This is a genomic window from Marinomonas profundi, from assembly GCF_020694005.1.
Lineage (GTDB): Bacteria > Pseudomonadota > Gammaproteobacteria > Pseudomonadales > Marinomonadaceae > Marinomonas > Marinomonas profundi.
Genome location: NZ_CP073013.1, coordinates 1,226,462 through 1,251,090 on the forward strand (window position 1 = coordinate 1,226,462; position 24,629 = coordinate 1,251,090).

The 24,629-nt window shown below is 46.4% G+C and carries 28 protein-coding genes; 13 read left to right on the top strand and 15 right to left on the bottom strand.

Annotated elements, in window-relative coordinates; all coding sequences use genetic code 11:
• Positions 1–81: 81 nt before the first annotated feature.
• Positions 82–1,011, bottom strand: a complete 930-nt coding sequence (gene catA / locus J8N69_RS05730; RefSeq protein WP_168824751.1) for a catechol 1,2-dioxygenase — start codon at positions 1,009–1,011, stop codon at positions 82–84.
• A 71-nt stretch (positions 1,012–1,082) separates the two neighbouring features.
• Entirely contained in the window at positions 1,083–1,133 is a 51-nt protein-coding gene (locus J8N69_RS17055) for a hypothetical protein (RefSeq protein WP_229426430.1), read from the bottom strand.
• 60 nt (positions 1,134–1,193) lie between these two features.
• Here J8N69_RS17055 and J8N69_RS05740 point away from each other — a divergent pair, with 60 nt between their 5' ends.
• Complete coding sequence (locus J8N69_RS05740; RefSeq protein WP_229426432.1) at positions 1,194–1,784, top strand: LysR substrate-binding domain-containing protein; 591 nt, start codon at positions 1,194–1,196, stop codon at positions 1,782–1,784.
• Between the two features lie 113 nt (positions 1,785–1,897).
• Here J8N69_RS05740 and J8N69_RS05745 read toward each other — a convergent pair whose 3' ends face one another.
• The 5 genes from J8N69_RS05745 to J8N69_RS05765 form a co-directional block, all read right to left on the bottom strand.
• Complete coding sequence (locus J8N69_RS05745) at positions 1,898–3,274, bottom strand: class II fumarate hydratase (protein ID WP_269751552.1); 1,377 nt, start codon at positions 3,272–3,274, stop codon at positions 1,898–1,900.
• Positions 3,275–3,277: 3 nt separating this feature from the next.
• Entirely contained in the window at positions 3,278–3,646 is a 369-nt protein-coding gene (locus J8N69_RS05750; protein ID WP_168824757.1) for a hypothetical protein, read from the bottom strand.
• A gap of 224 nt (positions 3,647–3,870) precedes the next feature.
• On the bottom strand, positions 3,871–4,350 hold the full coding sequence (locus J8N69_RS05755; protein WP_168824759.1) for an FKBP-type peptidyl-prolyl cis-trans isomerase: 480 nt from the start codon (positions 4,348–4,350) through the stop codon (positions 3,871–3,873).
• A 114-nt stretch (positions 4,351–4,464) separates the two neighbouring features.
• A complete protein-coding gene (locus J8N69_RS05760; RefSeq protein ID WP_168824761.1) occupies positions 4,465–5,052 on the bottom strand; it encodes a DUF1439 domain-containing protein in 588 nt (195 codons plus the stop codon).
• Positions 5,049–5,939 carry a mechanosensitive ion channel family protein gene (locus J8N69_RS05765; protein WP_168824764.1) on the bottom strand — a complete coding sequence of 297 codons (891 nt, stop codon included), beginning with the start codon at positions 5,937–5,939 and terminating at the stop codon, positions 5,049–5,051. Before J8N69_RS05765 ends, J8N69_RS05760 begins: the two co-directional genes overlap by 4 nt.
• Before the next feature lie 126 nt (positions 5,940–6,065).
• On the opposite strand from J8N69_RS05765, the gene J8N69_RS05770 reads away from it, so the two are divergent.
• From J8N69_RS05770 to J8N69_RS05780, 3 genes are all read left to right on the top strand, one after another.
• The gene (locus tag J8N69_RS05770; protein ID WP_168824766.1) at positions 6,066–6,482 is read left to right on the top strand and encodes a YebG family protein; all 417 of its coding nucleotides are present in this window, start codon (positions 6,066–6,068) and stop codon (positions 6,480–6,482) included.
• A 166-nt stretch (positions 6,483–6,648) separates the two neighbouring features.
• The gene (locus J8N69_RS05775; RefSeq protein WP_168824768.1) at positions 6,649–7,620 is read left to right on the top strand and encodes an aspartyl/asparaginyl beta-hydroxylase domain-containing protein; all 972 of its coding nucleotides are present in this window, start codon (positions 6,649–6,651) and stop codon (positions 7,618–7,620) included.
• Between the two features lie 317 nt (positions 7,621–7,937).
• Positions 7,938–9,773 (top strand): ABC transporter ATP-binding protein, encoded by a 1,836-nt coding sequence (locus tag J8N69_RS05780; protein WP_168824770.1) that lies wholly within the window; start codon positions 7,938–7,940, stop codon positions 9,771–9,773.
• A gap of 81 nt (positions 9,774–9,854) precedes the next feature.
• Here the strand turns inward: J8N69_RS05780 and J8N69_RS05785 are convergent, their stop codons facing one another.
• Positions 9,855–10,205, bottom strand: coding sequence for a DUF6172 family protein (locus tag J8N69_RS05785; RefSeq protein ID WP_168824772.1), 351 nt, complete (start codon positions 10,203–10,205; stop codon positions 9,855–9,857).
• A 361-nt stretch (positions 10,206–10,566) separates the two neighbouring features.
• Entirely contained in the window at positions 10,567–11,640 is a 1,074-nt protein-coding gene (locus J8N69_RS05790) for a zinc-binding metallopeptidase family protein (RefSeq protein ID WP_168824774.1), read from the bottom strand.
• Between the two features lie 97 nt (positions 11,641–11,737).
• Here J8N69_RS05790 and J8N69_RS05795 point away from each other — a divergent pair, with 97 nt between their 5' ends.
• The 6 genes from J8N69_RS05795 (at position 11,738) to J8N69_RS05820 (ending at position 17,683) form a co-directional block, all read left to right on the top strand.
• Complete coding sequence (locus tag J8N69_RS05795) at positions 11,738–12,754, top strand: LacI family DNA-binding transcriptional regulator (protein ID WP_168824776.1); 1,017 nt, start codon at positions 11,738–11,740, stop codon at positions 12,752–12,754.
• Positions 12,755–12,922: 168 nt separating this feature from the next.
• A complete protein-coding gene (locus J8N69_RS05800; protein ID WP_168824778.1) occupies positions 12,923–13,921 on the top strand; it encodes a TRAP transporter substrate-binding protein in 999 nt (332 codons plus the stop codon).
• 54 nt (positions 13,922–13,975) lie between these two features.
• On the top strand, positions 13,976–14,473 hold the full coding sequence (locus J8N69_RS05805) for a TRAP transporter small permease (RefSeq protein WP_168824779.1): 498 nt from the start codon (positions 13,976–13,978) through the stop codon (positions 14,471–14,473).
• Complete coding sequence (locus J8N69_RS05810; protein WP_168824781.1) at positions 14,458–15,717, top strand: TRAP transporter large permease; 1,260 nt, start codon at positions 14,458–14,460, stop codon at positions 15,715–15,717. The genes J8N69_RS05805 and J8N69_RS05810 overlap by 16 nt, the downstream gene beginning before the upstream one ends.
• A 27-nt stretch (positions 15,718–15,744) precedes the next feature.
• The gene (locus J8N69_RS05815; RefSeq protein ID WP_168824783.1) at positions 15,745–16,704 is read left to right on the top strand and encodes a sugar kinase; all 960 of its coding nucleotides are present in this window, start codon (positions 15,745–15,747) and stop codon (positions 16,702–16,704) included.
• Between the two features lies 1 nt (position 16,705).
• Positions 16,706–17,683 carry a 2-hydroxyacid dehydrogenase gene (locus tag J8N69_RS05820; RefSeq protein WP_168824785.1) on the top strand — a complete coding sequence of 326 codons (978 nt, stop codon included), beginning with the start codon at positions 16,706–16,708 and terminating at the stop codon, positions 17,681–17,683.
• A gap of 44 nt (positions 17,684–17,727) precedes the next feature.
• Here J8N69_RS05820 and J8N69_RS05825 read toward each other — a convergent pair whose 3' ends face one another.
• Together J8N69_RS05825 and J8N69_RS05830 are read right to left on the bottom strand one after the other, a co-directional pair.
• A complete protein-coding gene (locus J8N69_RS05825; RefSeq protein ID WP_168824787.1) occupies positions 17,728–17,970 on the bottom strand; it encodes a hypothetical protein in 243 nt (80 codons plus the stop codon).
• An 87-nt stretch (positions 17,971–18,057) separates the two neighbouring features.
• The gene (locus J8N69_RS05830) at positions 18,058–18,957 is read right to left on the bottom strand and encodes a LysR family transcriptional regulator (RefSeq protein WP_211084978.1); all 900 of its coding nucleotides are present in this window, start codon (positions 18,955–18,957) and stop codon (positions 18,058–18,060) included.
• Positions 18,958–19,073: 116 nt separating this feature from the next.
• On the opposite strand from J8N69_RS05830, the gene J8N69_RS05835 reads away from it, so the two are divergent.
• The gene (locus tag J8N69_RS05835; protein WP_168824791.1) at positions 19,074–20,222 is read left to right on the top strand and encodes an alpha-hydroxy acid oxidase; all 1,149 of its coding nucleotides are present in this window, start codon (positions 19,074–19,076) and stop codon (positions 20,220–20,222) included.
• Between the two features lie 184 nt (positions 20,223–20,406).
• Here J8N69_RS05835 and J8N69_RS05840 read toward each other — a convergent pair whose 3' ends face one another.
• The gene (locus tag J8N69_RS05840) at positions 20,407–20,868 is read right to left on the bottom strand and encodes an RES family NAD+ phosphorylase (RefSeq protein WP_168824793.1); all 462 of its coding nucleotides are present in this window, start codon (positions 20,866–20,868) and stop codon (positions 20,407–20,409) included.
• Positions 20,868–21,314 (bottom strand): antitoxin Xre/MbcA/ParS toxin-binding domain-containing protein, encoded by a 447-nt coding sequence (locus J8N69_RS05845; RefSeq protein ID WP_168824794.1) that lies wholly within the window; start codon positions 21,312–21,314, stop codon positions 20,868–20,870. Before J8N69_RS05845 ends, J8N69_RS05840 begins: the two co-directional genes overlap by 1 nt.
• Before the next feature lie 255 nt (positions 21,315–21,569).
• On the opposite strand from J8N69_RS05845, the gene J8N69_RS05850 reads away from it, so the two are divergent.
• The gene (locus J8N69_RS05850; RefSeq protein WP_211084980.1) at positions 21,570–21,782 is read left to right on the top strand and encodes a helix-turn-helix domain-containing protein; all 213 of its coding nucleotides are present in this window, start codon (positions 21,570–21,572) and stop codon (positions 21,780–21,782) included.
• Positions 21,783–21,801: 19 nt separating this feature from the next.
• Here the strand turns inward: J8N69_RS05850 and J8N69_RS05855 are convergent, their stop codons facing one another.
• Positions 21,802–22,689, bottom strand: a complete 888-nt coding sequence (locus tag J8N69_RS05855; RefSeq protein WP_227803991.1) for a hypothetical protein — start codon at positions 22,687–22,689, stop codon at positions 21,802–21,804.
• A gap of 237 nt (positions 22,690–22,926) precedes the next feature.
• Here J8N69_RS05855 and J8N69_RS05860 point away from each other — a divergent pair, with 237 nt between their 5' ends.
• Positions 22,927–23,391, top strand: a complete 465-nt coding sequence (locus tag J8N69_RS05860; RefSeq protein WP_168824796.1) for an Lrp/AsnC family transcriptional regulator — start codon at positions 22,927–22,929, stop codon at positions 23,389–23,391.
• On the opposite strand, the gene J8N69_RS05865 is transcribed toward J8N69_RS05860, so the two are convergent.
• A complete protein-coding gene (locus J8N69_RS05865; RefSeq protein WP_168824798.1) occupies positions 23,365–24,585 on the bottom strand; it encodes a winged helix-turn-helix domain-containing protein in 1,221 nt (406 codons plus the stop codon). The two genes, J8N69_RS05860 and J8N69_RS05865, sit on opposite strands and share 27 nt — an antisense overlap.
• Positions 24,586–24,629 lie beyond the last annotated feature (44 nt).

A 24,629-nucleotide genomic window follows, 5' to 3' on the forward strand; every position in this document is an offset into this window, starting at 1 on the left:
AATAAAAAATCCCCGCTAGCATAGCGTCTAGCGGGGATTAAGGTTTTTATAAGAACATCATCTTACTGACAAGAGAGTCTCTTAAACCAGTGATACTCGTGCTCGGGTGTGTTTGTCTTCCAATTCCGTTTTTTCGGATTTGATCAAGGTAATGTTGAATTCTACGTCTAAATACTCACCGTCGAATTCGTGCTTTTTGATCATTTCAGGATCATTAGAGGGTACGGCTTCCACCACCAATTCATTGCGTGTTGCAAAGGCAAAGTCATCGTACGTGTATTTGTCACCCGCTAGGTTAATTTGTGTTGTTAAGTGCTTACGGCCCGGTTTAGAGACGAAATAGTGAATGTGCGCTGGGCGATTTCCGTGACGTCCAAGTAGGTTTAGCACCTTCATAGACGAGCCTTCTGGTGGGCAGCCATAGCCACTTGGTACAATGCTGCGGGCGAAGTAATGGCCATTTTCATCCGTCAGTACTTTACGGCGCAAGTTAAGCTCGCTCTGCGTCGTATCAAAGAATGAATAGCCGCCTTTGGTATCGGCATGCCAAATATCAACCAGTGCTCCGGCAATAGGCTGACCATTTTCATCTCTTACTTGACCGTGCAACCACATACCCTGCCCAGGTGTGTTGCCGTCGTCCATACGAGTTTCTGTTTGAGAAGTAGGCGCGCCTTCAACATACAAAGGGCCTTCAATCGTGCGTGGCGTACCACCCGCCAGTCCAGCGGCCTCGTCTTTAGCGTCTTCACGAATGTCTAAAAAGTGATCGAACCCTAGACCTGGCGCTAATAATACGGCTTCTTTATTCGTCCCTAGTTCATTTAGGTAGTTCGCAGCATGCCAAAATTCATCCGGCGTAATATCAAGATCTTCGATGATTTTATAGATATCAGACATCAATCGATACATGATTTCTTTTGCGCGTGGGCTACCTTGATCATTATCTAGACCCGCTACTTTTTTCAGTAACTCTTGTACTGCTGCTGTTTGAATTGTTTTAACAGTCATTTTTATCTCTCCGCTTTGATGTGTTTAATAAACACTTAGATTTATTGTTATTTTTACCAATAATCGTTTTTTTATTTAATGGAAGAAGGGTGCTGACAAAGCGCCACGACATTCATTTCCATAAAAGGATACAGGGGCAGTCCAGTTAACACCTCGTGCGGGTGGGACTAACACCAGTGACCATGGTGACTTTTTTTCCGTCTATTTATCGACAGTTTACCCAAGCCTTACCCGACGCCAGCTTGAGTTTAAAAGAAGGTTTATTGACGGGTATTATCCCTGACTTATTAGAAGGCAGACTGGATTTTGGTGTCGCCATTGCCGCCTCCACTCAGCTGCCCTCCGAATTAAGCTTCACGCCTATGGTTGCTATTCGCTCCTGCGTGGCGGGACGAGAAGCGCACCCCATGGCGCATTCACATGACTGGCCCACGTTATTACAGCAACGCTGGGTGCTAAATTTAAGCCAAGGCAGTAGTTCAAACCTTTTTCTGACTTGGCTTACGCAACAGAATTTACCTCATCCAGCACACATCGTTGAATGCTCCTCCCCCTTTTTAATGCTAGAAATGATGCGACGCACCGACTTGATAGGTTATGGCCCGGCACGTTTATTTGATGATCCACTCTGCGGCAACGGCGTACAAACGTTTGATATATCGCCTCAGCCGGGTGATGTCACCGTGGGAATTATTCGACTCCGTGGCACGCCTCTAACGCCAACCGCACAGGTCTTGGAAACCTTATTCAAACGTGATCTGGCGCATCTTTAAGTGAGGTAAAAACAAGTGTGCTAGACAAAAAAAGCCAGCGCGGACGCTGGCTTGTTTTCGTTATTTGGCAAGGGAATCAATCAATCAATCAACGAAACCTTGTTGGCCCTGTACTAGAGTCCGCCGCGGGTTAACTTGGCAGGATCCAGCAAAGCCAGCAATTCGTCTCGGCTTAGCTCGGTTTCTTCCTCAGCGACATCGACCACCGGGCGGCCTTCTTGGTAGGCTTTTTTGGCAATTTCGGCGGCTTTGCTATAACCGATTATTGGGTTCAACGCCGTGACCAAAATAGGATTACGATGCAGCGCTTGGCTCAATTTGCCTTCATTCACCGTCAAGGTCGCTATGGCGTTATCCGCCAAAAGCTGGCCACTGTTTGCCAAGAGTTTAATGCTGTTTAGCAGGTTCTTCGCGATCATTGGCAACATGACGTTGAGCTCAAAATTCCCCGACTGTCCACCAATGGTAATCGCCGCGTCGTTACCAATCACTTGAGCCGCCACCATGGCGGTTGCTTCTGGAATCACGGGATTCACTTTGCCCGGCATAATGGAGGAACCCGGCTGCAACGCCTGTAATGTAATTTCGCCTAGCCCCGCCAAGGGGCCGGAGTTCATCCAGCGCAGGTCGTTGGCGATTTTCATGTAAGTTACCGCAACGGCTTTTAACTGACCCGACAAGGCAACCGCTGTATCTTGGGAGCTGATCAAGGCGAAAAAATTGCGCCCTTTGCTAAAGGTCACCTTGGTCAAATCAGACAGCTCCTTGGCAAACAAATCGGCGAATTCGGGATGGGCATTAATACCGCTTCCAACGGCGGTGCCACCTTGGGCCAGTTGCGTGGTTTTACTTTCTAAATAGGTTAAATTATCAATATTGTCTTGCAGTTGTGCGGCCCAAGCGTGAAAGGTTTGATCCAATCGCACCGGCATGGCGTCCATCAAATGGGTGCGACCCGTTTTGGTGTAGCCTGCTAGGGCGTCGCCTTTTTCAACAATGGTCTCTTTTAGATGCACTAACGCGGGCAACAAATGACCGGTTAATTCCAACGTGGCGCTGACATGAATCGCACTGGGAATCACGTCATTGCTGCTTTGGCCATAGTTCACATGGTCATTCGGATTAACGGCTGAGCCGTGATGTGCGCTCGCTAGTGTCGCAATCACCTCATTGGCGTTCATGTTCGAGCTGGTGCCAGAGCCGGTTTGGAAAACATCCACAGGAAAATGCTGCATCAAATCATCGGTATTTAAAAGCTCATCACAGGCCTTTTGGATGGCTTGAGACAATTCAGGCGTTAGGCATTTAAGGGTCTCATTAGCGCGTGCCGCGGCGGCCTTGATCAAAATAAGCGAGCGAATAAAGGCTTCAGGAAGTGGCTCATCGCTAATGGGGAAGTTGTTAATGGCGCGTTGTGTTTGCGCGCCGTAGAGCGCTTTTTCAGGAACCTCTAACGCCCCCATGCTGTCTTTTTCAATACGCATATTCACCTCTCAATGTGGCTCTTGTTGCTCGAAAGAAGAAAGAAAATAATGGCTCAAAATTCGCAGATTGTGCTCCATTCTGAAATAGCTTTTCGCATCTTGATACGTCACGATTAAGTGCTTGAGATGCGACAAAGGCAAATACACCTTGTCTAAACAGATTTGACGCCAGTGCGGCGCAAGGCTGGTATCGCACACTGTGTCTAATAAGACATTGAACACTCGCTGGTGTAACAAAGTGGCATCGGTAATATTCAAACGCTCAGCGTATTCTTCTGTCAGGTTTAAATAATGATAGAGCACTTCTGGCGAGTCTGCGCACTGACCGGCTTGAATGGTTTGCTCGAGCACTGAAAATGGCACTAGATAATGGCTCATCACTTTATCCTCCAAACATATAAATGATAATTATTATCAATAATGTGCGGAGGAATCGACGCTGTCAAGGTGTTGATAACGATTCTTATTAAAATTTAATATTTGCTGCGCTTAGTTGATTAAAATCAACCCACGCCATAGACATAACAAACCTTAAAGCACAAAAGCCCCTGCTACGGCATCCATAACAGGGGCTTTAGGTAAATAAATTAGCTCAATAAAGCTTAGTGGTGGTGACCACCAACGCCATGGGCATGACCATGGGCGATTTCATCATTGGTGGCTTCACGAGCGTCTACGATTTGGATATTGAAGGTCAAATCTTTGCCAGACAAAGGGTGGTTTAAATCCACTGTCGCACGCTTCAAACCCACTTTTACCACGGTAACCTGACGCATACCTTTATCGGTTTGCACCATGGCAACCATGCCAGCTTTCCAGCGTTTCGCGCCTTGCAAGTGTTTGACTGGCACTTGTTGCTGACGGTCTTCATGGCGCTCGCCATACGCATCGGCACAGGCAACCGTCACCTCAAATTCGTCACCGACTTGTTTTCCTTCCATGGCTTTTTCAAGCCCTGGAATAACATTGCCGTGGCCATGTAAATACGCCGCGGCGTCTTTACCCGCCGAGGTTTCGATCAATTCTTCGCCGTGGCGCAAGGTGTAGTGAAATTGAACCACTTGATTGTCTGCAATCGACATGTTGTTTCCTCATTTTTAATTCAACGATTAAGCGTTACCGCTCATTTTATCGCGGCATTATAAAGCCAACTCTCAGCCTTGCCTAATAAAGAAACGCAGCCCAACAAAAGCGCATTAGAAAATTGACAATTCGAGAGAATCTTCGGTGATAATAATGTCTTTCACCAGCCTTGCCGCGGTTTTTTCAAACGGCGAGTGATTGAGCACATACACTGGGTGTTCATCAAAATACGCGACAAGGGCTTTTTCAAAGTCGTCATGTAAAGAGCCTAAAGTCGAGCGCAGCATTTGGTCATTAAAACTCGCGCCCTCGACGTCAATTTTGATGATTTTCGGGGCCACTAAATACAGACGATCTTCTTCAATGCGCACACCCGATTCAAAAGACGGATTGACTTTTGTCGTCAACGAAAATGTCTGACCGAATGCCATTAACGTACCTGTCATATTGCTAGTTAAATCAACCAGAACCAAGCCACCATCGCGTTCGGTAAAATCAATATCCGCCCCGGTCACCAGCAAATCCAAATTCAAGGTATTGCCATTTAACAAAAGCTTAATCGGCGTGTCTTGCTGCTGAGCCAGCTGCTTGGCGACTTCAGTGTTGACGTCATTTTCGCTCACACGAAAGCTATTGCACCCCGCTAACAATAACGACATGCCCACCACAAAAAGTGTGCTAATACGCAGGCCAACCATCATCCTTCCCCCCTAATCGCAATCGCCCTCGCATCGCGCTTCTCAAACCAAAATGCCATAAACGCTTCGGTGACTTTTTGTTCAATTTCCACCGCTTCTTCCGTCGGACAAAATAAAGACACGGTAAACACATTGTAACCATCTCGTGTCGTGGTGATGCGTACTCTTGGCTCAGGGCCAGATATTTTAATGTCTAAGCGCTTTTCAATCAGACTGTTATAGCGAATGGCCACGTCATGAAAATGCTCACTGTATTCACGAATTTTTTCCAGTATTTGCTCTTTTATTAAATATAAATTCACATCATCGGTTTGCCGTGAAATAGAAAACGTGTGGGTAACATAGCGCCGCATATAGTTCAGATTTTGTACGGTATGGACCAGCAATACACTATTAGGAACCACGGTGGTACGGCCTGTATAGGTATAACTTCCGCCTTTTAAGTCGACTTCAAACAAGGTTGTCGATAGCCAATCACTGTCTGTCACCTCACCTTCATAGTTAGCGATTCGTATCCAATCGCCTACTTGATAAGGTCGTGTGCTAGCACGATAGAACGCCCCTACAATACAAGCGATAAACTCTTTCGTGGCAATCACCAATGCCACCATAAAAGCCGCAATAGAAATGGCAATGTTTTGCAGTTCAGATGACCAAATCAACACCAAACCCACCACCAAAAACAGGTTAAAAAGATTATCGACCGTATTAATTCGTTGCCGTTTTTGGTCGTGTTCAATTTTTTGATGTGAACGAATTGCTCGTTTGGTATAACGGCGCATAACGTAAAAAAGCAGGACCCACGCTAATGTAAGCGCAATTTCCGCGTGCTCTGAGATAATAGAAAAATCCCATTGGGGGAAATCTATTTGAGAAAAGTCAAATGGCATAAACACAGCTTCCTTTATCAAGGGCGCTACTTTAGCATTATTGTCTCGATCAACAAATTAAAAGCACTGGACAAGGCGGGAAATAATACTGTACATTTATACAGTATTATTTCCATGAGGTGGATCATGCCTGTCATTATAAAATATGTAGTAGAACGCGATGGAATCGAAAAAATGACGTTTACTTCAAAAGCGCAAGCCGATGTTTATGACAAATTATTGGATACAGCAGAAGCTCTATACGACATTTTAGACCAAAGCCAACTAGCGAACGATCGCAGCCAGAAGGAAGCTCTTTCCATGTACCTGGCTGAACACAAAGACCTTCTCTTAGAGGTGTTAAGCAATAAGAAAAAAACCACACCAAAATCGAAAAAAAGCGCCACTAAAACCGCCCAACTCGACCTAACCGAGTCATCTCCTAAAAAGCCCCTTGAAGATCTTGTGATAGAACCGGACGAAGATGTCCTGTACGAAGAAGAGGAAAGCAATGTGGTGTTTGACGATGACAGCAGCGAGTTCGCTGAAAGCGATGCGGCATAAAGCCGCATCAAATTCACCTTTGACACCATAATCACTCAAATAAATACATCAATACGAAATTAAAGAGCAGATAAATGCATACCTCATTTGAGGTATTCACATTTCATGACGATTGGTAAATAATTAGCAAATAAAGAGACCGATCATCAAGAAATAGGAAATAAAAATGCAGCTTGCCGCAATCCTACTCGTCATTGCCACTTTTAGCATGTGCTCTATGTATTACATTTATACGCACAGAGGAAATATTCGCTATAACAGCTGGTCGGAATATTTTCGTAAAGGCTGGCCAATCTTCGCGCCATTAAATTGCCTGCTCTACCTATTTTCTTGCCGAAAGGTCCGCCATCCTATTATTGATACTCTCCAGTATAAAGAATTGGATGCATTGCGTGAGAACTGGGAAATAATACGGGACGAGGCTCTAGCACTCCAGCAGAAAGGGGAGCTAGAAAATATTAATAAACAAGGTTCAGATGCCTATTACGATGTAGGGTTTCGAACCTTCCACAAGTATGGCTGGAGAAAATTTTATCTAAAATGGTATGGCTACACACATACCTCAGCTCAAAATATGTGCCCTAAAACGACAGAAATTTTGAGTAAAATAAAAAATATCAATGGGGCGATGTTTGCCTTTATGCCACCTAATTCAGAGCTCACACGCCATCTTGATCCTGTCGCCTGTTCGTTACGCTACCATTTAGGCCTGGAAACGCCCAACACTCAAAGCTGTTTCATTAATATCGATGGACAACAGTATTCATGGCAAGATGGCAAGGATCTGTTATTTGATGAAACCTACTTACATTTCGTCAAAAACAACACAGATCAAAGTAGACTGATTTTAATGTGTGATTTTGACCGTCCCGTTAATCCCCTCGGTAAGATGATTAATTTTTGCTATAAAATTCTGATGAAGGCATCCATCGTTCCCAACACCAGTGACGATAAAAGCGGCCTGGCGAATAAAATATTCAAAACAGTGGCACCCCTACTAGCACAAAGTAAAACATTGAAACAGACTAATCGAAAAGCCTATAAACGCTTAAAATACACCGTTAATAGCCTGCTCCTACTAATATTAGCAGGCGCTATTATAGGGATAATTCAACTTATTTCTTGGCTGCTTTTCTAAAAAAAAGATAAGGCCTACAAAACCATAACTTACACCAACCCGTAGGCCGGATGAATCAAGGAACGAAGATGTAATCCGGCATCACAACCCCCACACAACCCAACGCCTGATAACGGTCGTGCCTCCCTCATCAGGCCTACAACACTTATCCAACCTTCGATGATTACCTTCTGCGACACCTTCTTTAACGGCCTTACAAAATCTATTTTTATTCCCACCAGCGGTTTAGGTGCGCAATTCATTAACAAATGATTAAACTTCTAATAGTTTGTACTATATAGCGTTTTAATGTTGCTATCTAACAGCTAGGACGGTTAATGAAACCCGCTAATACTCCCAACAATACACTTGATAAAAATATGCTTGGTGTCTTCCGTTACAGTCGTCGCGCCATTGAGTTGGTGTGGCAAACGTCACCCGCGTTAACCATCGGGCTAGCGCTTGCCACTTTAATTGCGGGTGTCTTGCCAGCGGCTATGGCGTACATTGGACAATTAATTGTCGATGCCGTGCTCGCCGCGATGAAACGCTACCAGCAAGATCAGGTACTGCATTATCAAACCGCGCTCAACTATGTGCTATTAGAAGGCATTTTGGTGCTGGTGATTGCCGCGGCCCAACGTTCATTAACCGCTCAGCAAGCCATATTGCAGGGGTTGTTAGGGCAAAAAGTCAACGTGATGATTTTGGACAAAGCACAAAGTCTCACCCTGTCGCATTTTGAAGATTCTGAATTTTACGACAAGCTGGTGCAAGCACGCCGCGAGGCTTCCAGTCGTCCACTCGCCTTAGTGAACAAGACCTTTACCTTGCTGCAAAATGCCATTTCTTTATCCAGTTTTGCGGTGTTGCTCTGGCATTTTTCCCCATGGGCGCTGCTGTTATTGATCTGTGGTGCCTTGCCCGCGTTTGTGGCCGAAGCGAAGTTTTCTGGTGATGCCTTTTTAATGTTTCGTTGGCGCTCACCAGAAGTCCGTCAGCAAAACTATTTAGAAACCTTGCTGGCGCGGGAAGACAACATCAAAGAAGTTCGCCTTTATCAATTAGGGGAACGTTTTTTACAGCGCTATACCGACATTTTTTTAAAGCTCTTCAAAGAAAGTAAACGGCTTATTTTACGTCGAGAAAGCTGGGGCTTTGCCCTTGGCGTGATCAGCACCTTGGTGTTTTACGGTGCCTATGCTTGGATCGTCAGCGACACCATTGTTGGCGCCATTACCTTGGGTCAAATGACCATGTATTTGCTCTTGTTTAAACAGGGCCAAAGCGCAGTATCGTCATCGTTAACCGCCATTAGTGGCATGTACGAAGACAACTTGTATCTGTCTAATCTCTACGAATATTTAGAGCAAGAAACGCCACTGGCGACCAATGGCCAGCTGATTGGCCCCAACCCCAACGACGGCATCCGTTTTGAAAACGTCACCTTCCAATATCCGGGCAGCGAACGGCCCGCCCTTGCTGACATCAACCTTCACATTCGCCCTGGACACAGCCTCGCCATTGTCGGTGAAAACGGCTCTGGTAAAACCACACTAATCAAACTGCTGACGCGCCTTTATAACCCAACGCAAGGGCGAATTTTATTGGATGGGTTAGACTTGCTCGACTGGGACGAAACCGCTTTACTCAAACGGGTCGGGGTGATTTTCCAAGACTTTGTGCGTTATCAGTTTACCGTTGGTGAAAACATTGGCGCGGGCGACAATGATAGATTTACGGACCAAACCGGTTGGGCAAAAGCCGCTGAATTAGGCAAAGCCACTGACTTTATCCGCGAACTTGAACAGGGCTATCAGACGCAGCTAGGGCGTTGGTTTAAAGGCGGGCAAGAATTGTCTGGCGGGCAATGGCAAAAAGTCGCCTTGGCACGCGCCTTCATGCGCGAAGACGCGGATATATTGGTGCTCGACGAACCCACCGCAGCGATGGACGCTCAAGCCGAAGCCAATATTTTCCAACATTTCCAACAACACACTAAGGATAAAATGGCGATTCTGATTTCCCATCGCTTTTCTACCGTGCGTTTAGCCCATGAAATCATCGTCATGGAACATGGGCAAATCAAAGAGCACGGCACCCACGAGTCATTACTGGCTCAACAAGGTCAATACGCGCATTTGTTTACCTTGCAAGCGCAAGGTTATCGTTGATAAACGAGCTCCTCAAACAAAAGCGCCAGAGCAAGGTCACTTGATCTGGCGTTTTTATTATCTGTGATCTAATCGCAGAGCTTATCGCTCTTCGTCGTTCTCTTCTGGCGCTTCGCTCTCTGCGTCTTCGTCTTGCTCGTCAGTCTCTTCACGCTTTGTACGTTGTGCTGGCGCGGCTAGAATTTCAAGGTAAAACTCAGTCCATTCTTGGCTTTCAGCAAAGCTGATTTTTTCGTTAATTTGAGCGACATGAATCTCTTCAGCCAACGCTTCGGTTTGACCAAAACGGCAATCAAATCCCCAAAAATCAGCGTACTCAGGCAAGGCTTTATTACGCTCTCTTTTTAGGTATTTTTTGACCTCGCTTTTCGTGGCTTCAATTAAGCGCGGGTATTTGATGGTGGGATGAGATAGTTTAAATGTCTTTTTCATTAGGATCCTAAAGAGTAAAAGTCAGGCGGCGGCGTTACACACGCCCATTAGCGAGCATGATAACGGATCGCCTTATTTGTCGCCATGAATAAGTCGTAAAATACACCACAGATAACAATTCACCACCCACTACGAGGGTGTCGCTAAACGACTTCCGTCGGTCTTGTAGGTCGCGATTTATCCTAAAAAAATAGCAGACCGACAAAAAAGCTTGTGACGACAAATTACGCCTTGTCAGGCTGAAGCCACGACCGACAAAAAAACAATATAAATCAGCCCATTGTAGGCTAAATAACGTCACACGCCTGATCACGGTCGTACCGCCCTCATCAGGCCTACAAAACCATCTCTTGTCGCGCCTTTATGCAGCTTGATAAGCCACTAACAAGCGATGAATAAAAGCCAATTTATTACGTACCGCTGGCACCAAGATAAAAGGATACAAATCCGGTTGTCCCATCCCTCGGTTCAGGTTGTTTACCGCAAAGGTTAACGGCACATATTGCGCCAAAATATCATCGAAATTATCGTGCCGGTACGGGTCAATATTCACCATTACCGACAAACTTTGGCGGTTCGATCCCACAGGCTGCAAACTCAAGCCCAGATCGCTGGCCATTTCCAAGGTGTCGACAATATGCAGATAATGCGCCCAGGTTTCCGCCCAGTCTTCCCAAGCGTGCGATGACGCATAGACACTCACAAAGGACTGCTGCCAATTAGCATTCGGGGCCTCATAATGCGCTTTGAGCGCTTCGGCATAATTGGCTTGATCGTCGCCAAAAATAGCCCGAAAATCAGCCAAAACCTGCTCATCTTCCAGAACTAGCCAATCCCAATAATAATGCCCAATTTCATGACGAAAATGCCCAATCACCGTCCGATAAGACTCATTCATGTCTTCGCGCATTTGCTCACGGTCAACCGAATTGCCTTCAGCGGCATTGATCGTCACCTGTCCAGAAGCATGGCCTGTCATGGCACTGGCATCTTCTGGCACTTGGTTATTTTCGGAAATAAAATCAAAGGATAAACCGTCTTCAGGTTCTGTTTTTTTGCTCACCAAAGGCAAGCCAAGGCGCAGCAAAGAATACACCAAGCGATGCTTGGCAAACTCAAGTTGCTGCCACGCCTGACGTTCTTCTATTTTGCCCAAATTGGGAATATGACGATTCAGTTCACAGGCCACACAAAACGTACTTCCGCCTTCCTCCACCAGCCAATTACACACTTGATGCTGATGATTTTCACAGTAATACCAACGCTTGGCAGGAATCGATTTATCCGCCATTGCGTACCAAGCGTTATCCACCGATTTTAACGCACTGATCACTAACTGATCGGGCAAAAAACCCAATGACGACGAACATTGCTCGCAGTGCGTGTTTTCAAATAACACCGTCTGTCCACATTGCTGACAACTGAAAATTTTCATAATACTCCGGCTTTCAAAAACGAGGCGCAATTGCACCTAACTGGGATCATAGTTTACAGTAGCGAAAAAATACCCACCCAATGATTGAGGCAACACCTTGCTGAAAAAGAATAATAAAGGTTTCACCACCATTTCAGACGTGGCCAACTACGCCAAGGTCGGCAAGACCAGTGTTTCACGGTATCTCAATGGAGAACAAGACAAATTATCAGACGCGTTGCGAGAAAAAATCGCACAAGCCATCGCTCATCTGGATTTTCGTCCCAATCATTCAGCCCGTATGCTCAGAGCGGGGCATTCGAAGCTGATTGGTTTAATGCTGGCCGATGTGACTAACCCTTACTCCATTGATGTATTGCAAGGCGTCGAACATGTTTGCCGGCGCGAAGGGTACATGTTGATGGTCTGCAATACGGACAACACAGAAGAGCTACAAGACCGCTATTTATCCTTACTCGAAGCTCACCGAGTGGATGGCATCATCGTCAATACGGCGGGCATGGCACAAAAACAAGTCAGTAATTTGCAACGCACCTCCTGCCCTTTGGTTCTCGTTGACCGGATCAATACGTCGCTCGGCTTCGACACCGTAGGCCTAGACAACGAAGCCGCCGCAAAAACCGCTTGCGAGCACTTACAAGGCCTAGATTATGACGCTATTTTGGTGATCACCGAATCCATTGCCATTGACCCGCGCCAAACACGCGTCGACGCGATTCAAGCCTTCAGCAAAGAAAACAACAACATCACTTGCGATGTGATTGAAATCGAAAAAATGGGCGTTGGCTTGTTAGTCAAGGCCATTGAAGGCTTTATCGCCGCTCATCCCGATCGTAAAAAAGCCATCTTCACCACCAACGGTGTTGCCATGATGAGCACCGCAAAAGCGTTGAAGCAGCTCGACATTCGCATCGGCTCGCAAATAGGCTTAATCAGCATCGACGACCCAGAATGGGCACAACTTTTTGAAGGCGGCATCACCGTCATGCGTCAACCCACCCAATTCATCGGCCAAACCGCTTGCGAGCGCTTGCTTGCTAGAGTCCAAGGCAACAACGAACCACCACAACATATCAAGCTCAAAGCCGAACTCATTATTCGTCATTCGACCTAGTGCCTTTACAGCAAAAGCCTTTAAACAAAATCATCTAGGACAAAAAACAACCACATAATACTCAAAAGCAAATAACAGACCCTATTCATGGAATCGATTCCATGATATCGTCTTTTACCTAAAGTGTGATCACCATAATCATAAAAATCGATCCATAATGGAGTTATCATGAAAAAATTATTTACTCTGCTCACCGCTGCCGCTGCCCTTTCTCTCGCTGGATGCAGCGATGACCCGGCGACATCAGACACGATCAAACTCGTTGCTGCCCACAACCAAACCAACCTTTCTAGCCCATACCAAACGGGCATGCTAAAACTGAAAGACGTTGCGGATAAATCCGGTCTTTTCAATGTAGAAGTACACGCTGGAACCATTGGCACCAATGAAAACGAACTGGTTGAAAAGCTGGTGCTTGGTGGTGCTGATATGGTGCTGGTGTCACCTGGTTTTATGACTTCCTCTGGCATTGAAGAAGTGGATCTGTTTTCTTTACTGTACCTATTCAATGATTACAGCCATTGGGAAAAAGTCGTGGATGGCAAAGTAGGCACCGATATTGCCGACATCATCTACAGCAAATCCGGTGAAAAATACCGAGTGGCAGCGTATTGGACCGCCGGGGTTCGTCATTGGTATGGCAAACAGCCAGTGAATACTTTTGCCGATGTAAAAGGCATGACAATCCGAACTCAAACTTCTGGTGTGGTATCTCAATATTGGAAAGAAATCGGCGCGGTACCCACCTCTGTTGCTTGGGCTGAACTTTACCAAGCCTTATCAAGTAACGTCGTGGACGCTGCTGAAAACGCGTATCCCTACTTCATTCCAATGGAACACCACAAAACGTCAAACGGTAAGTACATTTCTGAAACCGGACATGACTACACCACTCGCCTTCTGTTAGTGCGTAATTCTGTGTGGGAAAACTTCAATGATGAACAACGCACGGTGTTCAACCAAGCCGTAACAGAAGCGACTCAAGCAGAACGCCAAGCGCTGTACAGTGAAGAGTCCACCTACAAGCAACAAGCCATTGATGATGGCGCCATCATCAATACGCTAGACCGCACTCCTTTCATTGAAAAAGCCCTGTCTATCCAAGATCAATGGGCGGCAAAAAATGGCATGACAGAAGTACTTGAAACCATCCGTCAGACTAAATAACGCTCTCTGCTAGCCTAGCTCCGAGGACACCTCGGAGCGTCAAGGATATATGGTATGAAAATACTGACTACTTTTATTGCTCGACTCCAACTAAGCCTAGGCGTTTTGCTGCTGGTGATTTTTCTCGTCGCAACCTTAGTTCAGGTCATGACTCGTTATCTTGGTATTTCGGTGTTATGGACAGAAGAAGTCGCCGTAAATTCCTTTATCTGGGCCATGTTCCTTGGCACAGCGGTGATGGTAAAAGAAAACAAACACTTCGGTTTCGACGTGCTTACGCACTATTTTCAAGGCGATAAACGCGCCATTTTAGTGATAATTCAGAACACCATCATGCTGATTTTTTGTCTGCTCTGTTCACTATACAGCGTGGAAATCACTCAAGCTTTTTGGAACTCGCGCTGGATCAGCATCCCTGAATTTCGACAAGGCTATGTGTGGTTAATCATGCCAATCACCTTTATTAGCTCCAGTGTTTATCTGGTAGATAACATCTATAACGAAGCAAAAACATTGTCTTGCTTTAAGGGGGCTTCATGGAACTCGCGCTAATCACCTTATTGTTTATTGGTCTTATTATTCTAGGAATACCCATTGCGTTTTCCATTGGTATCGCCTCTTTGGTTGGCATCGGCACCATGACGGGCGCACCCGCCACCATGATTCCAATGAAGATGTTCTACGGTCTTAACTCTTATGTGTTGCTCGCGGTACCACTCTTTGTGTTAACCGCCAATATTATGAACAGCGGCCAAATATCGCACCGTTTAATCAACTTCTCTATCGCTTTGGTCGGTCGTAAACCGGGCGGCTTAGGCCATGCTAACGTGTTGGTATCCATGCTGTTTGCGGGGGTCAGTGGCTCTTCTACTGCGGACACCGCTGGCGTCGGCAAAATCCTCATTCCGAACATGATCAACAAAGGCTACAGCCGTGAAATGTCTGTGGGCGTCACCGCTGCGTCATCGACTATTGGCGGCATTATTCCCCCCAGTATTACCATGGTCATTTATGGTGGATTAACCAACACCTCCGTTGGTCAACTGTTTATCGGCGGCATGATTCCAGGTGTTCTGATTGGTCTTGGCATGATGTTTGTCATTAGCCTTATTGCCAAACGTGACAACTTACCAAAAGCCGAGAAAATCAGTCGCACGGAGTTTATCGCCTTAACCAAAGACGCCATTCCAGCGATGATCACACCGCTAATTATCATTGGCGGTATTGTCTTTGGCGTGTTCACGCCGACAGAAGCGGCCGCGTTCTCGGCGGTGTATGCTTACTTCGTTAGCGCGTTTTACTACCGATCTATTAGCCTCAAAGATTTGCCAAAGATTTTCACCGAAACCTTAAAACTTAGCTGTTTATCGCTCTTTGCTTTAGCCGCCGCATCGGCGCTCGGGGAGTTCCTTGGCTACTATCAAATCAACGCGCTGGTCTCAGGCTTTTTCAGTGGCATTGGTAGCAATGAATACGTGTTCTTATTCATTATTGTCGCCTTCTTCCTATTTGTTGGCACCTTTATGGATGCGATTCCAGCCATGGTGCTATTTGTGCCGGTTGTTTACCCTGTCGCGCTCACGTTAGGCGTCGACCCCGTTCAGCTTGGCATAGTCGTTATCATCACTTTATCCATTGGCTTAATTACACCGCCTTATGGTTTATGCTTGTTAATCGCCAGCGCCATTGGCGAGCTGTCCATAGACAAGTCATTCAAAGCCGTCATGCCCTATATTTCGGTGATTGTACTGGTACTGGTGGTGGTTATATTCATGCCATTTATTTTATTGACCTAAGAGAAAAACAAGAAGGAATCATCCATTATGGAAACCAATCCAACACATTCTTTTATCACTCTTGGCGAAGCCATGACCATGTTTGTGGCGAAAACACCCGGCCAACTGGCGGATATCGAGGAGTTTCATCGCTCTTTAGCGGGGGCGGAAGTCAACGTCGCGATCGGTATGGCGCGCTTGGGTTTTGAAGCCAGTTATATCAGTAAAGTCGGTCAAGACAGCTTTGGGCAGTTCATCCGCCAAGCCATCAGCAAAGAAAACATTCGCACAGATTGGATTTCTGACAGCGCCAATCACGCTACCGGTTTTATGCTGAAATCCAATGTCACCGATGGCAGCGACCCTAAGGTCGAGTACTTCCGCAAAAATTCGGCCGCTTCCACGCTGAGCCCAGCCGACATCGACAAAGCCTTATTCAAAACGGGTACTCACTTACACTTAACCGGTGTCGCGGCGGCGGTCTCTGTGCCTATGCGCGACGCCGCGAAACACGCCCTAACACTCGCTAAAGAACAAGGCTGCAGTGTGTCTTTTGATACCAACTTGCGCCCTTCCCTCTGGCCTGATCAAGCCACCATGGTGGCCACTATTAACGAATTTGCCTTTGCCAGCGACATTGTCTTACCGGGTATCGAAGAAGGCAAAATTCTCGCTGGCAGTGATCAACCAGAAGTAATTGCGGATTTTTATCTTCAACAGGGCGTCAAAACCGTGATCGTTAAACTGGGTAGCAAAGGCGCGTACTTTAAAACCAGCCAGGGGGACTCTGGCACGGTGGCTGGCTTCCCGGTAGCAAAAGTCGTTGATACAGTGGGGGCAGGCGATAGCTTTGCCGTCGGGGTAATATCGGCGCTACTCGATGGCAAAACCATGCAACAAGCCGCTCGACGCGGTAATCTGCTAGGCTCGTTAACGGTGCAAGTGCGTGGCGACAGCGAAGGCTTACCCACTAGAGCCACATTAAACAAGCTAGAACAGGAGTCATAGGATGAAGAAGAAAGTCATTTTATACCGAGACATTCCAGCACCAGAACGCCAGCGACTAGAAGCACAATGCGACGTTACCTTCTTTGATGGGATCAACCAAGACAATCAGCAGGCATTTGTAAGCGCCCTTGCCGACGCCGACGGCTTGATAGGCTCTAGTACCGATATGCGTCCTGAACTATTAGACCGTGCGCCCAAGCTCAAAGCTGCGTCGACCATTTCCGTTGGCACAGATCAATACGACCTAAACTATCTCGCCAAGCGCAATATCCCCCTCATGCACACACCGGGCGTGCTGAATGAAACCACCGCCGACACTTTGTTTACCCTGATCATGTGTACGGCAAGACGCGCGATAGAGTTGTCTAATATGGTGCGAGAAGGCCGCTGGACCAGCAACATAGGCGAATCCCTTTACGGCACAGACGTACATGGCAAAACCCTTGGCATTATTGGTATGGGGCGCATTGGTTACGCGATTGCCAAACGCGGACATTTTGGTTTTGACATGAAGATTCAATACAGCAACCGCAGCCGCAAACCCGACGCGGAACAAGACTTGCACGCCACTTACATGGACATGGAAACGCTGCTGAAAACCTCAGATTTTGTCTGTGTAATGACGCCATTAACCGCACAAACTGAACGATTAATTGGTGCGAAAGAGTTCGCCCTGATGAAGAAAAGTGCCATTTTCATCAACGGCTCCCGTGGTAAGGTGATTGACGAAGCGGCTCTTGTCGATGCTCTTAGCAATGGCACTATTCGCGCTGCCGGTTTAGACGTCTTTGAAGTCGAACCACTGTCAGGCGACTCACCGCTTTGTAAATTGGACAACGCCGTCTTGTTTCCACACATTGGCTCAGCAACCGCCGAAACGCGTCTTGCTATGATCACCTGCGCGGTGGACAACTTGCTCAATGCGCTAAATGGCGACCTCTCGCAGAACTGCGCCAATCTGCATTTATTGAACAGATAGCCTATTGGCTATCTGTGTTTTTCAGCTTGCTCTGCCCTCGTACCCTATAGAACTTGGCGAATTCGAGAAAAACGTGCCGCGTCGATAATCGACCAAATATGCAATATACCGCCAACCAACCACATGAAGAACAAAATCACCGTCGCACCTAAGGCATAGCTCACAAACGTCGCTACGAAGAAAAACAGCGCCATCAAAAAACGCCCCTGAACCAATTGGCCTAATCCAGGAATAAACACATTACAAAGCGCAGCCAATACATTGCCACCAGAACCTTGACCAGACATAAGTCATCCTAATCTAAAAAACCGTTGAAAAAGCAAGAATAAGGACAAAACAACCAAATGGAAAGCTTCTTTTTTTCAGCCATTTAGTCAAAAATATTCCGCCTTATCTTGGTAAGCCTGTTTAATGTGTTCTATTAGTAATCTCAGTTTTTCTGGCAGGTATTTGGTAAAGGGATAAATGGCGTAAACGCCGAGTCGACGCGGTTGGTAATCCGTCAAAATAGCGACCAGCTTGCCTTGCTGCAGATCTTCGTACACACAGCAGCGTGGCACATAGACAATACCGAAACCAGCCAAGGCGGCTTTGCGCAGGGCTTGGGCGTTATTCGTGGCGAAGCTGCCACTGATGCGCACACTTTCTTCAATGCCATTTCTGGTAAAGCGCCAATCAAAGGAACCTTGTGCTTGATAGGTATAGGCTAGGCAATTATGGTCTTTCAATGCTTCTAAGTCTCTGACTTTACCATGACGCTCGATGTAACTCGGCGAGCAACAAACCACCCAATTAGATTGAATCAAAGGCTTAGCAATCAGACTCGAATCTTCCAACTTACCGGTGCGAATCGCCAAATCCAAACCTTCACCCACGAGATCCACGAAGTCATTTTCAAGGCGCATATCCACGGTGATATTGGGGTATTTTTGACAAAACTCGGCAATGGCTTCGGCCAATAATAGCTCACCCGAAATGGTCGGCACCGACATTTTTATCGTCCCCGTTAAGCCTTGGCTAAACGCCGACACCGAGGCAATCGCATCGCTCACTTGGCCTTCAATATTTTTGGCGTGAACGTATAAACTTTCCCCCGCTTCGGTCAAACTGAGCCGTCTTGTGGTGCGATGAATCAACTGCGCGCCGAGGTCTTGTTCCAGCTTGCTAATACGTTTGCTGAGGGCGGGCGTCGATAATCCGGCTAATTCAGCGGCTTTATTAAACGAGCCTGAATCAGCAACATTAACGAACAATGTTAGATCTGTGGCGTTCAATGACATTACCTCACTAAATTAAGACGTTTTCCGAAAGAGTTTATTAGTTTATGTCGTATTTATTATAAATAGAACACAGTCTATAGTGAATGAATACAATAAAAGGAGCAAAACCCATGCGTCTTAAAGATTGCCATAACTTCCAAGATTTTCGTACATTGGCCAAAAAACGCCTACCAGGCCCGATCTTCAATTACATTGATGGCGGTGCTGACGACGAAACAACTTACCGCCGTAACACAGCCGCCTTTGAAACCTGCGACCTTATTCCCAGTGTTCTCGCAGGCGTAAAAGACGTGGACTTGTCTGTCACTGTGATGGGACAAAAACTCGCCCTGCCCATCTATTGCTCGCCCACCGCACTACAACGCTTATTCCATCATGATGGCGAAAGAGCGGTCGCGGGTGCGGCGGAAAAATACGGCACCATGTTTGGCGTTTCCTCCCTTGGCACCGTGAGCATGGAAGAAATCGCCAAGCAAACTACCACGCCTCAGGTCTATCAGTTTTACTTCCATAAAGACCGCGCACTGAATCGCGCCATGATGCAACGAGCCAAAGACTCTGGCATACAAGTGATGATGCTGACGGTGGATTCCATTACTGGCGGCAACCGAGAACGGGACCTGCGCACAGGGTTTTCCATTCCGTTTCGTCTTAATTTTAGCGGCTTGCTGCAATTTATCCTCAAGCCAATGTGGGGGATTAACTACGTCACCCACGAAAAATTTCGCTTGCCGCAATTGGAAGAACACGTCGACATGGGCAATGGCGCGACATCGATTGGCGACTACTTTACCAACATGCTCGACCCATCAATGAACTGGGACGACGTAGCAGAAATGGTGAAATTCTGGGACGGCCAGTTCTGCTTAAAAGGTATCATGAGCCGAGAAGACGCCCGCAAAGCCGTGGAAATTGGCTGCACCGGCATCATCATTTCCAACCATGGCGGTCGTCAACTGGATGGCTCGCGCAGCTCCTTCGATCAACTGGCGGAAATCGTCGATGAAGTGGGCGATGAAATAGACGTCATCTTCGACAGCGGCGTACAACGCGGCACCCACGTACTCAAAGCCTTATCCCTCGGCGCCAAAGCCGTCGGCATCGGCCGCATGTACTTATACCCACTCGCCGCTGCAGGGCAACCTGGCGTCGAACGCGCACTCGGACTGATGAAAGCCGAACTCGAACGCGACATGAAACTCATGGGTAAAACATCGATCGACCAGCTCAATAGAGAAAACCTACGGTTTCGGTCTTAGCTTTCCCTTATGTCTTTCAGAGGGTATAGCTGAAGATAGTCAGCGAAGGTCGGATACGTTTTGTAGGCCTGATGAGGGAGGCACGACCGTGATCAGGCGTGAAGTGCTATTTAACCTACAATTGGTGGATTTATATTGGTTTTTGCGACGCCCTCTTTCAAGGGGAGGGATTAATTACCGACTACTATCGTGGCGCTAACCTTGGATCGATAGAGAACGCGACTCGTTGAGCAATTGCTGTAAATTCTCGGCATTGATGGTGTTTTGGGTTTAATAACGCACAAAAGTCACCCGATATAACACTAGGCACCAACAAAACAAGGCTTTCAGCATTCTCAAGCCATTCAGCACCCATATCAGCTAACTCTTGCGGTGCTGGATAATCTCTCCAATTTTCTGGTAGATCACTCTCTTGAAACTCCATAATCAGTTCTTCTGGAACCTCGATGGACAGCATCGCGTACTGATCTAAGGCTTTTGCGTCAGTCAAATGTGCCATCGTCTCAAGTAGACAAACAGACTTTGATTCACCTAAATAAACACAATCCAACCCTTTTGGATTCCAGCGACCACCATAAGTTCTAGCGCCATAACCATCAAACGCAGTATCGGCAAACTCCATTTTGCACAAACGATAGAGCTTCATTAGATGATGACCCCATACTTAATTCGACCTATAAGATCTATCACCGCTTCTTGTCCTAGCGGATATTTCGCGTAATCGGCAGGACATATGCCGCCGAGGGCAATTGCGGGTGTATTTAGCCAGTTTTCTGCCTTTTGTTTGTCTTGATCAAACAAATTTAATGCGGCGTCAATAATCCGAGCCGCGTTATAGACCTTGATCGCAGAAGCCCCTGTCCACTTTGTACGCGCTCTTGTGTGGCGGCTCAACGTCCCTCGGTCAATTCCTGCCGTTTTCATCACTGTGGCCTGCTTGATCTGAGCTTGCTTAACAATGCGTCCAATAAAAGAAGAGTCAAACCCTTCTACCAATTGATTTGACGCGCTCACTGGATCATTAGACAACGCCAAGGCATGCAGAAGCCCTACTTTTTCTTTTTTACTGGGTTTAAACGCGCGAATTGTCATCGTACCTCCGAATACTGCTGCAACTGCAACATTTATTGTAGCACCTGCATCAAACTACGCAAGCCACACTCGTCTCTGATTATCCTATCTAGTCAAATTACCCTTTCCCCTACCCTCATAAAGTTTACCGCTATGTAAACATTCACTCTTTAAAAAGTTCACTTTAGCGTTAACGTCTAAGCATGTGGAATATGAAATTTGACCTCACAGTGGAGGCCAAACTTCCAAAGGCTGGTCTTATTTCGAGGCAGAAACATGAGTGATTTGAAAAAGTATTTAACAAACCGAAAAGCCATCGATAAGGATTTTGATGACGGTTACGACGAGGGTTATCAAGCCTTTAAATTTGGTGTGTTGCTCAAAGAAGCACGCAAAAATGCAGGGCTAACACAAGATGAGTTAGCGTTAAAATGCATACTCAAAAAAGCGCTATTTCTCGCATTGAAAACCACTAACAACGCCTCATGAAGTGTTCTTGCAATAAGCGTTACTCGCTGATTTTTTTGTACAAGTATTTACGACAAGTGTTTTCATCCAACCGTTTAAGAACAAAGACTAAAATCCCAATCACGGTCACTGAAAACACAATCCGCCCCCAAAAAATGGTCATAAAGTCCGCGCCAATCAACAAAATCAGTAGTGTATCTTCAATCAAGCTGTGGAGTAGGTTGAGCAGCATCATGGCGACAAAAATATCCCGTGGGGAAATATGCCCTCGTTTTGCCTCGCTAATCAGCAAACCGCCACCAAAAGACACGCCTAGCGTGATGCCAACAATGGTCAAATTTGTGGCTTCTCGGCTGATACCCAGTACTGACAAAATCGGTTTTAGCAGAACCGCCATCAGCTTTTCGATACCTAGCAGTTTGAGTAATCGTAAAAATGTCATTAACGCCGCAATGACCACAAAGATCATCGCGAGGTTTTTAAGCTGATCCATTGCCCAAACCACATAACTGGGATCACTCACTGGCGCATGTCGCCAAATCACGTCAGCAGGCGTATTGAGTAAGTCTCCGCCTTGGTAGGTTTGATGTAAAATCCAGCCCATCAGCAAGCTACCACCAAGGCGAATAACGAGTGTTGCTACCACGCCAACGCCTGCTTTTTTAGCCACCGCCACTTCAATAGGGAGCGAATGGGCGAGCAACATCAAGGTGCCAAGAATCGAGACTTGAGCGACGGTCAAATCGACATCTGTACTCATAAATACCACAAGTCCAGCGTACATATTAGTGACCAGCGTGGTTGCCCACACCAAGCCCATTTCACTGGGCAAACCTACCAGCGACATAACTGGACTCAGCCATTGGCTCAGTAGCTCAATGCCGCCAAACGCTTCAACGACCTTGATGATAATAATCATCGGGATCATGATTTTATAAAGCGTCCATGTGACATCAAGGATTTCTTGCTACAGCCCATTCAATAACAGCCCAACCCAATGGGACATTCGTTTATTCACTTGTCTTTCTCCAAACGGTTTATGGAGGAAGTGTATTGAGATAACAAGAAATATGCCGATCAATTTAATGATTGATAACATCAAATATTTTTAATATAAACACGATTGAGAAATTTTTAATCATAAAAATATGATTGTGAGAAATTCATGGAATTAGACAAGATAGACAGAAAGATCCTAGCCATCTTGCAGCGTAATAATCGTATGGCAAACGTTGATCTGGCCGAAGAGGTAGGTCTATCGCCACCCGCTTGTCATAAAAGAGTAAAACGACTGAGAGATGACAACATCATTGTGGGGGATGTTTCTCTGGTGAACCCAGAATTGAGTGGCAATAAACTGACTTTACTGGTGTCGGTCGAAATGGAGCGAGATCGAAAAGATGTGTATGACGCCTTTAAACGCGTCATTAGCAAGGCATCAGAAGTAAGACACTGCTACCAAATAACAGGCAACTACGATTTTATGATGGTCGTTACCGTAACGGATATACAAGCTTATGAAAGCTTCGTCGACCGAGTGCTTCATACTGAAGCGAATATTCGAAAATTCCAGACATCTGTGTCCCTTCGAACAGTGAAAACCTCAACAGAGATTCATTTGATCGAATAGGTTACGCAAAGCTTGGCTTAAATACTTCGGTTCAACGGACGTTAGGGTGACAGAATCGCATTGTTGGAATTGGCTAAAGGCTTTAGTCGCTTCGACAAAAGCGTTAACTATTATGTCGTCATCCAAGCTCTGTTTTTCCAGGTATAGAGATTTGATTTCTAAACGGCGCTCTTTGCGATGGGCTTTGCAATCCATTCGCCCAATAAACTCACCGCGAAACAATAACGGCAAGCAAAAGTAACCGTACTGGCGTTTTGGCTCTGGCACGTAGCATTCGATCTGGTAATCGTATTGGAATACATGCTTGAGCCGATCCCGTTGAATCACGCTGTTATCAAATGGCGAGAGGATTAACAAACGCTGATTCAAGTTCGGCAAACGACGTTCCAATGCGCCCGTTTCAATAAAATACACCTCGCCATTGTGTAGCACGACTTGCTCTAACAAACCTTGCGACAGGCGCTCGTTGACTAAGGTTTTCATGGCGTGGCGCAGTTCTGTATTACGGCGTAAATAGGTTAAGCCTTTCAGCGACACCACCCCATGACATCGCAACTGCTGATCCAGCATGTGCGTGACAAATTCGCCCAGACTGGGCATAAGGGTATTCACCTGATTCGGCAAAACACGCTCGGTTAGATCGTAGTTTTTTTGAAAGCCAACGCGATCTTTTACCATCAAATCGCCTTCCATAAACAACTGTTCGAGTGCTTTTTTCGCAGGCTTCCAATCCCACCAGCCAGCACGATTACTGGCTTTGGTTTCAACATCACGCGAACGCAACGGCCCTTCCGCACGAATACGCGCTAATAATTCGGCCATTAGCTTTCGATCAGGGTGCTTGTTCCAATGGGTTTGACCGCTTTTAATCGCCTGTTTGTAAGGCAGTGAAAAACGAAAGTCATCAATCGGCAAAAACGCCGCCGCGTGGGACCAATATTCGAATATACCTCCCTCCACTAGCATCTGATTCATCATCGTTGGCTCAAACTTGGGCACTCTAGAATGCAACACATGATGATGCGCTCGCTCCACCACCGAAATAGTATCGATCTGTACATAACCTAAATGATTCACCGCCTGACGCGCCCCAGCCAAACCTCGCCCAAAGGGCTGCGCCTGCAGCAAACCTTGCGATGCCAGCGCTAAACGACGAAGGCGAAATACGTCCTTGGGAGATTTCAGTTCAATCATGGTTGAAAACCTTATTGTGCATTGAAGTATGTCATCGTGAAATA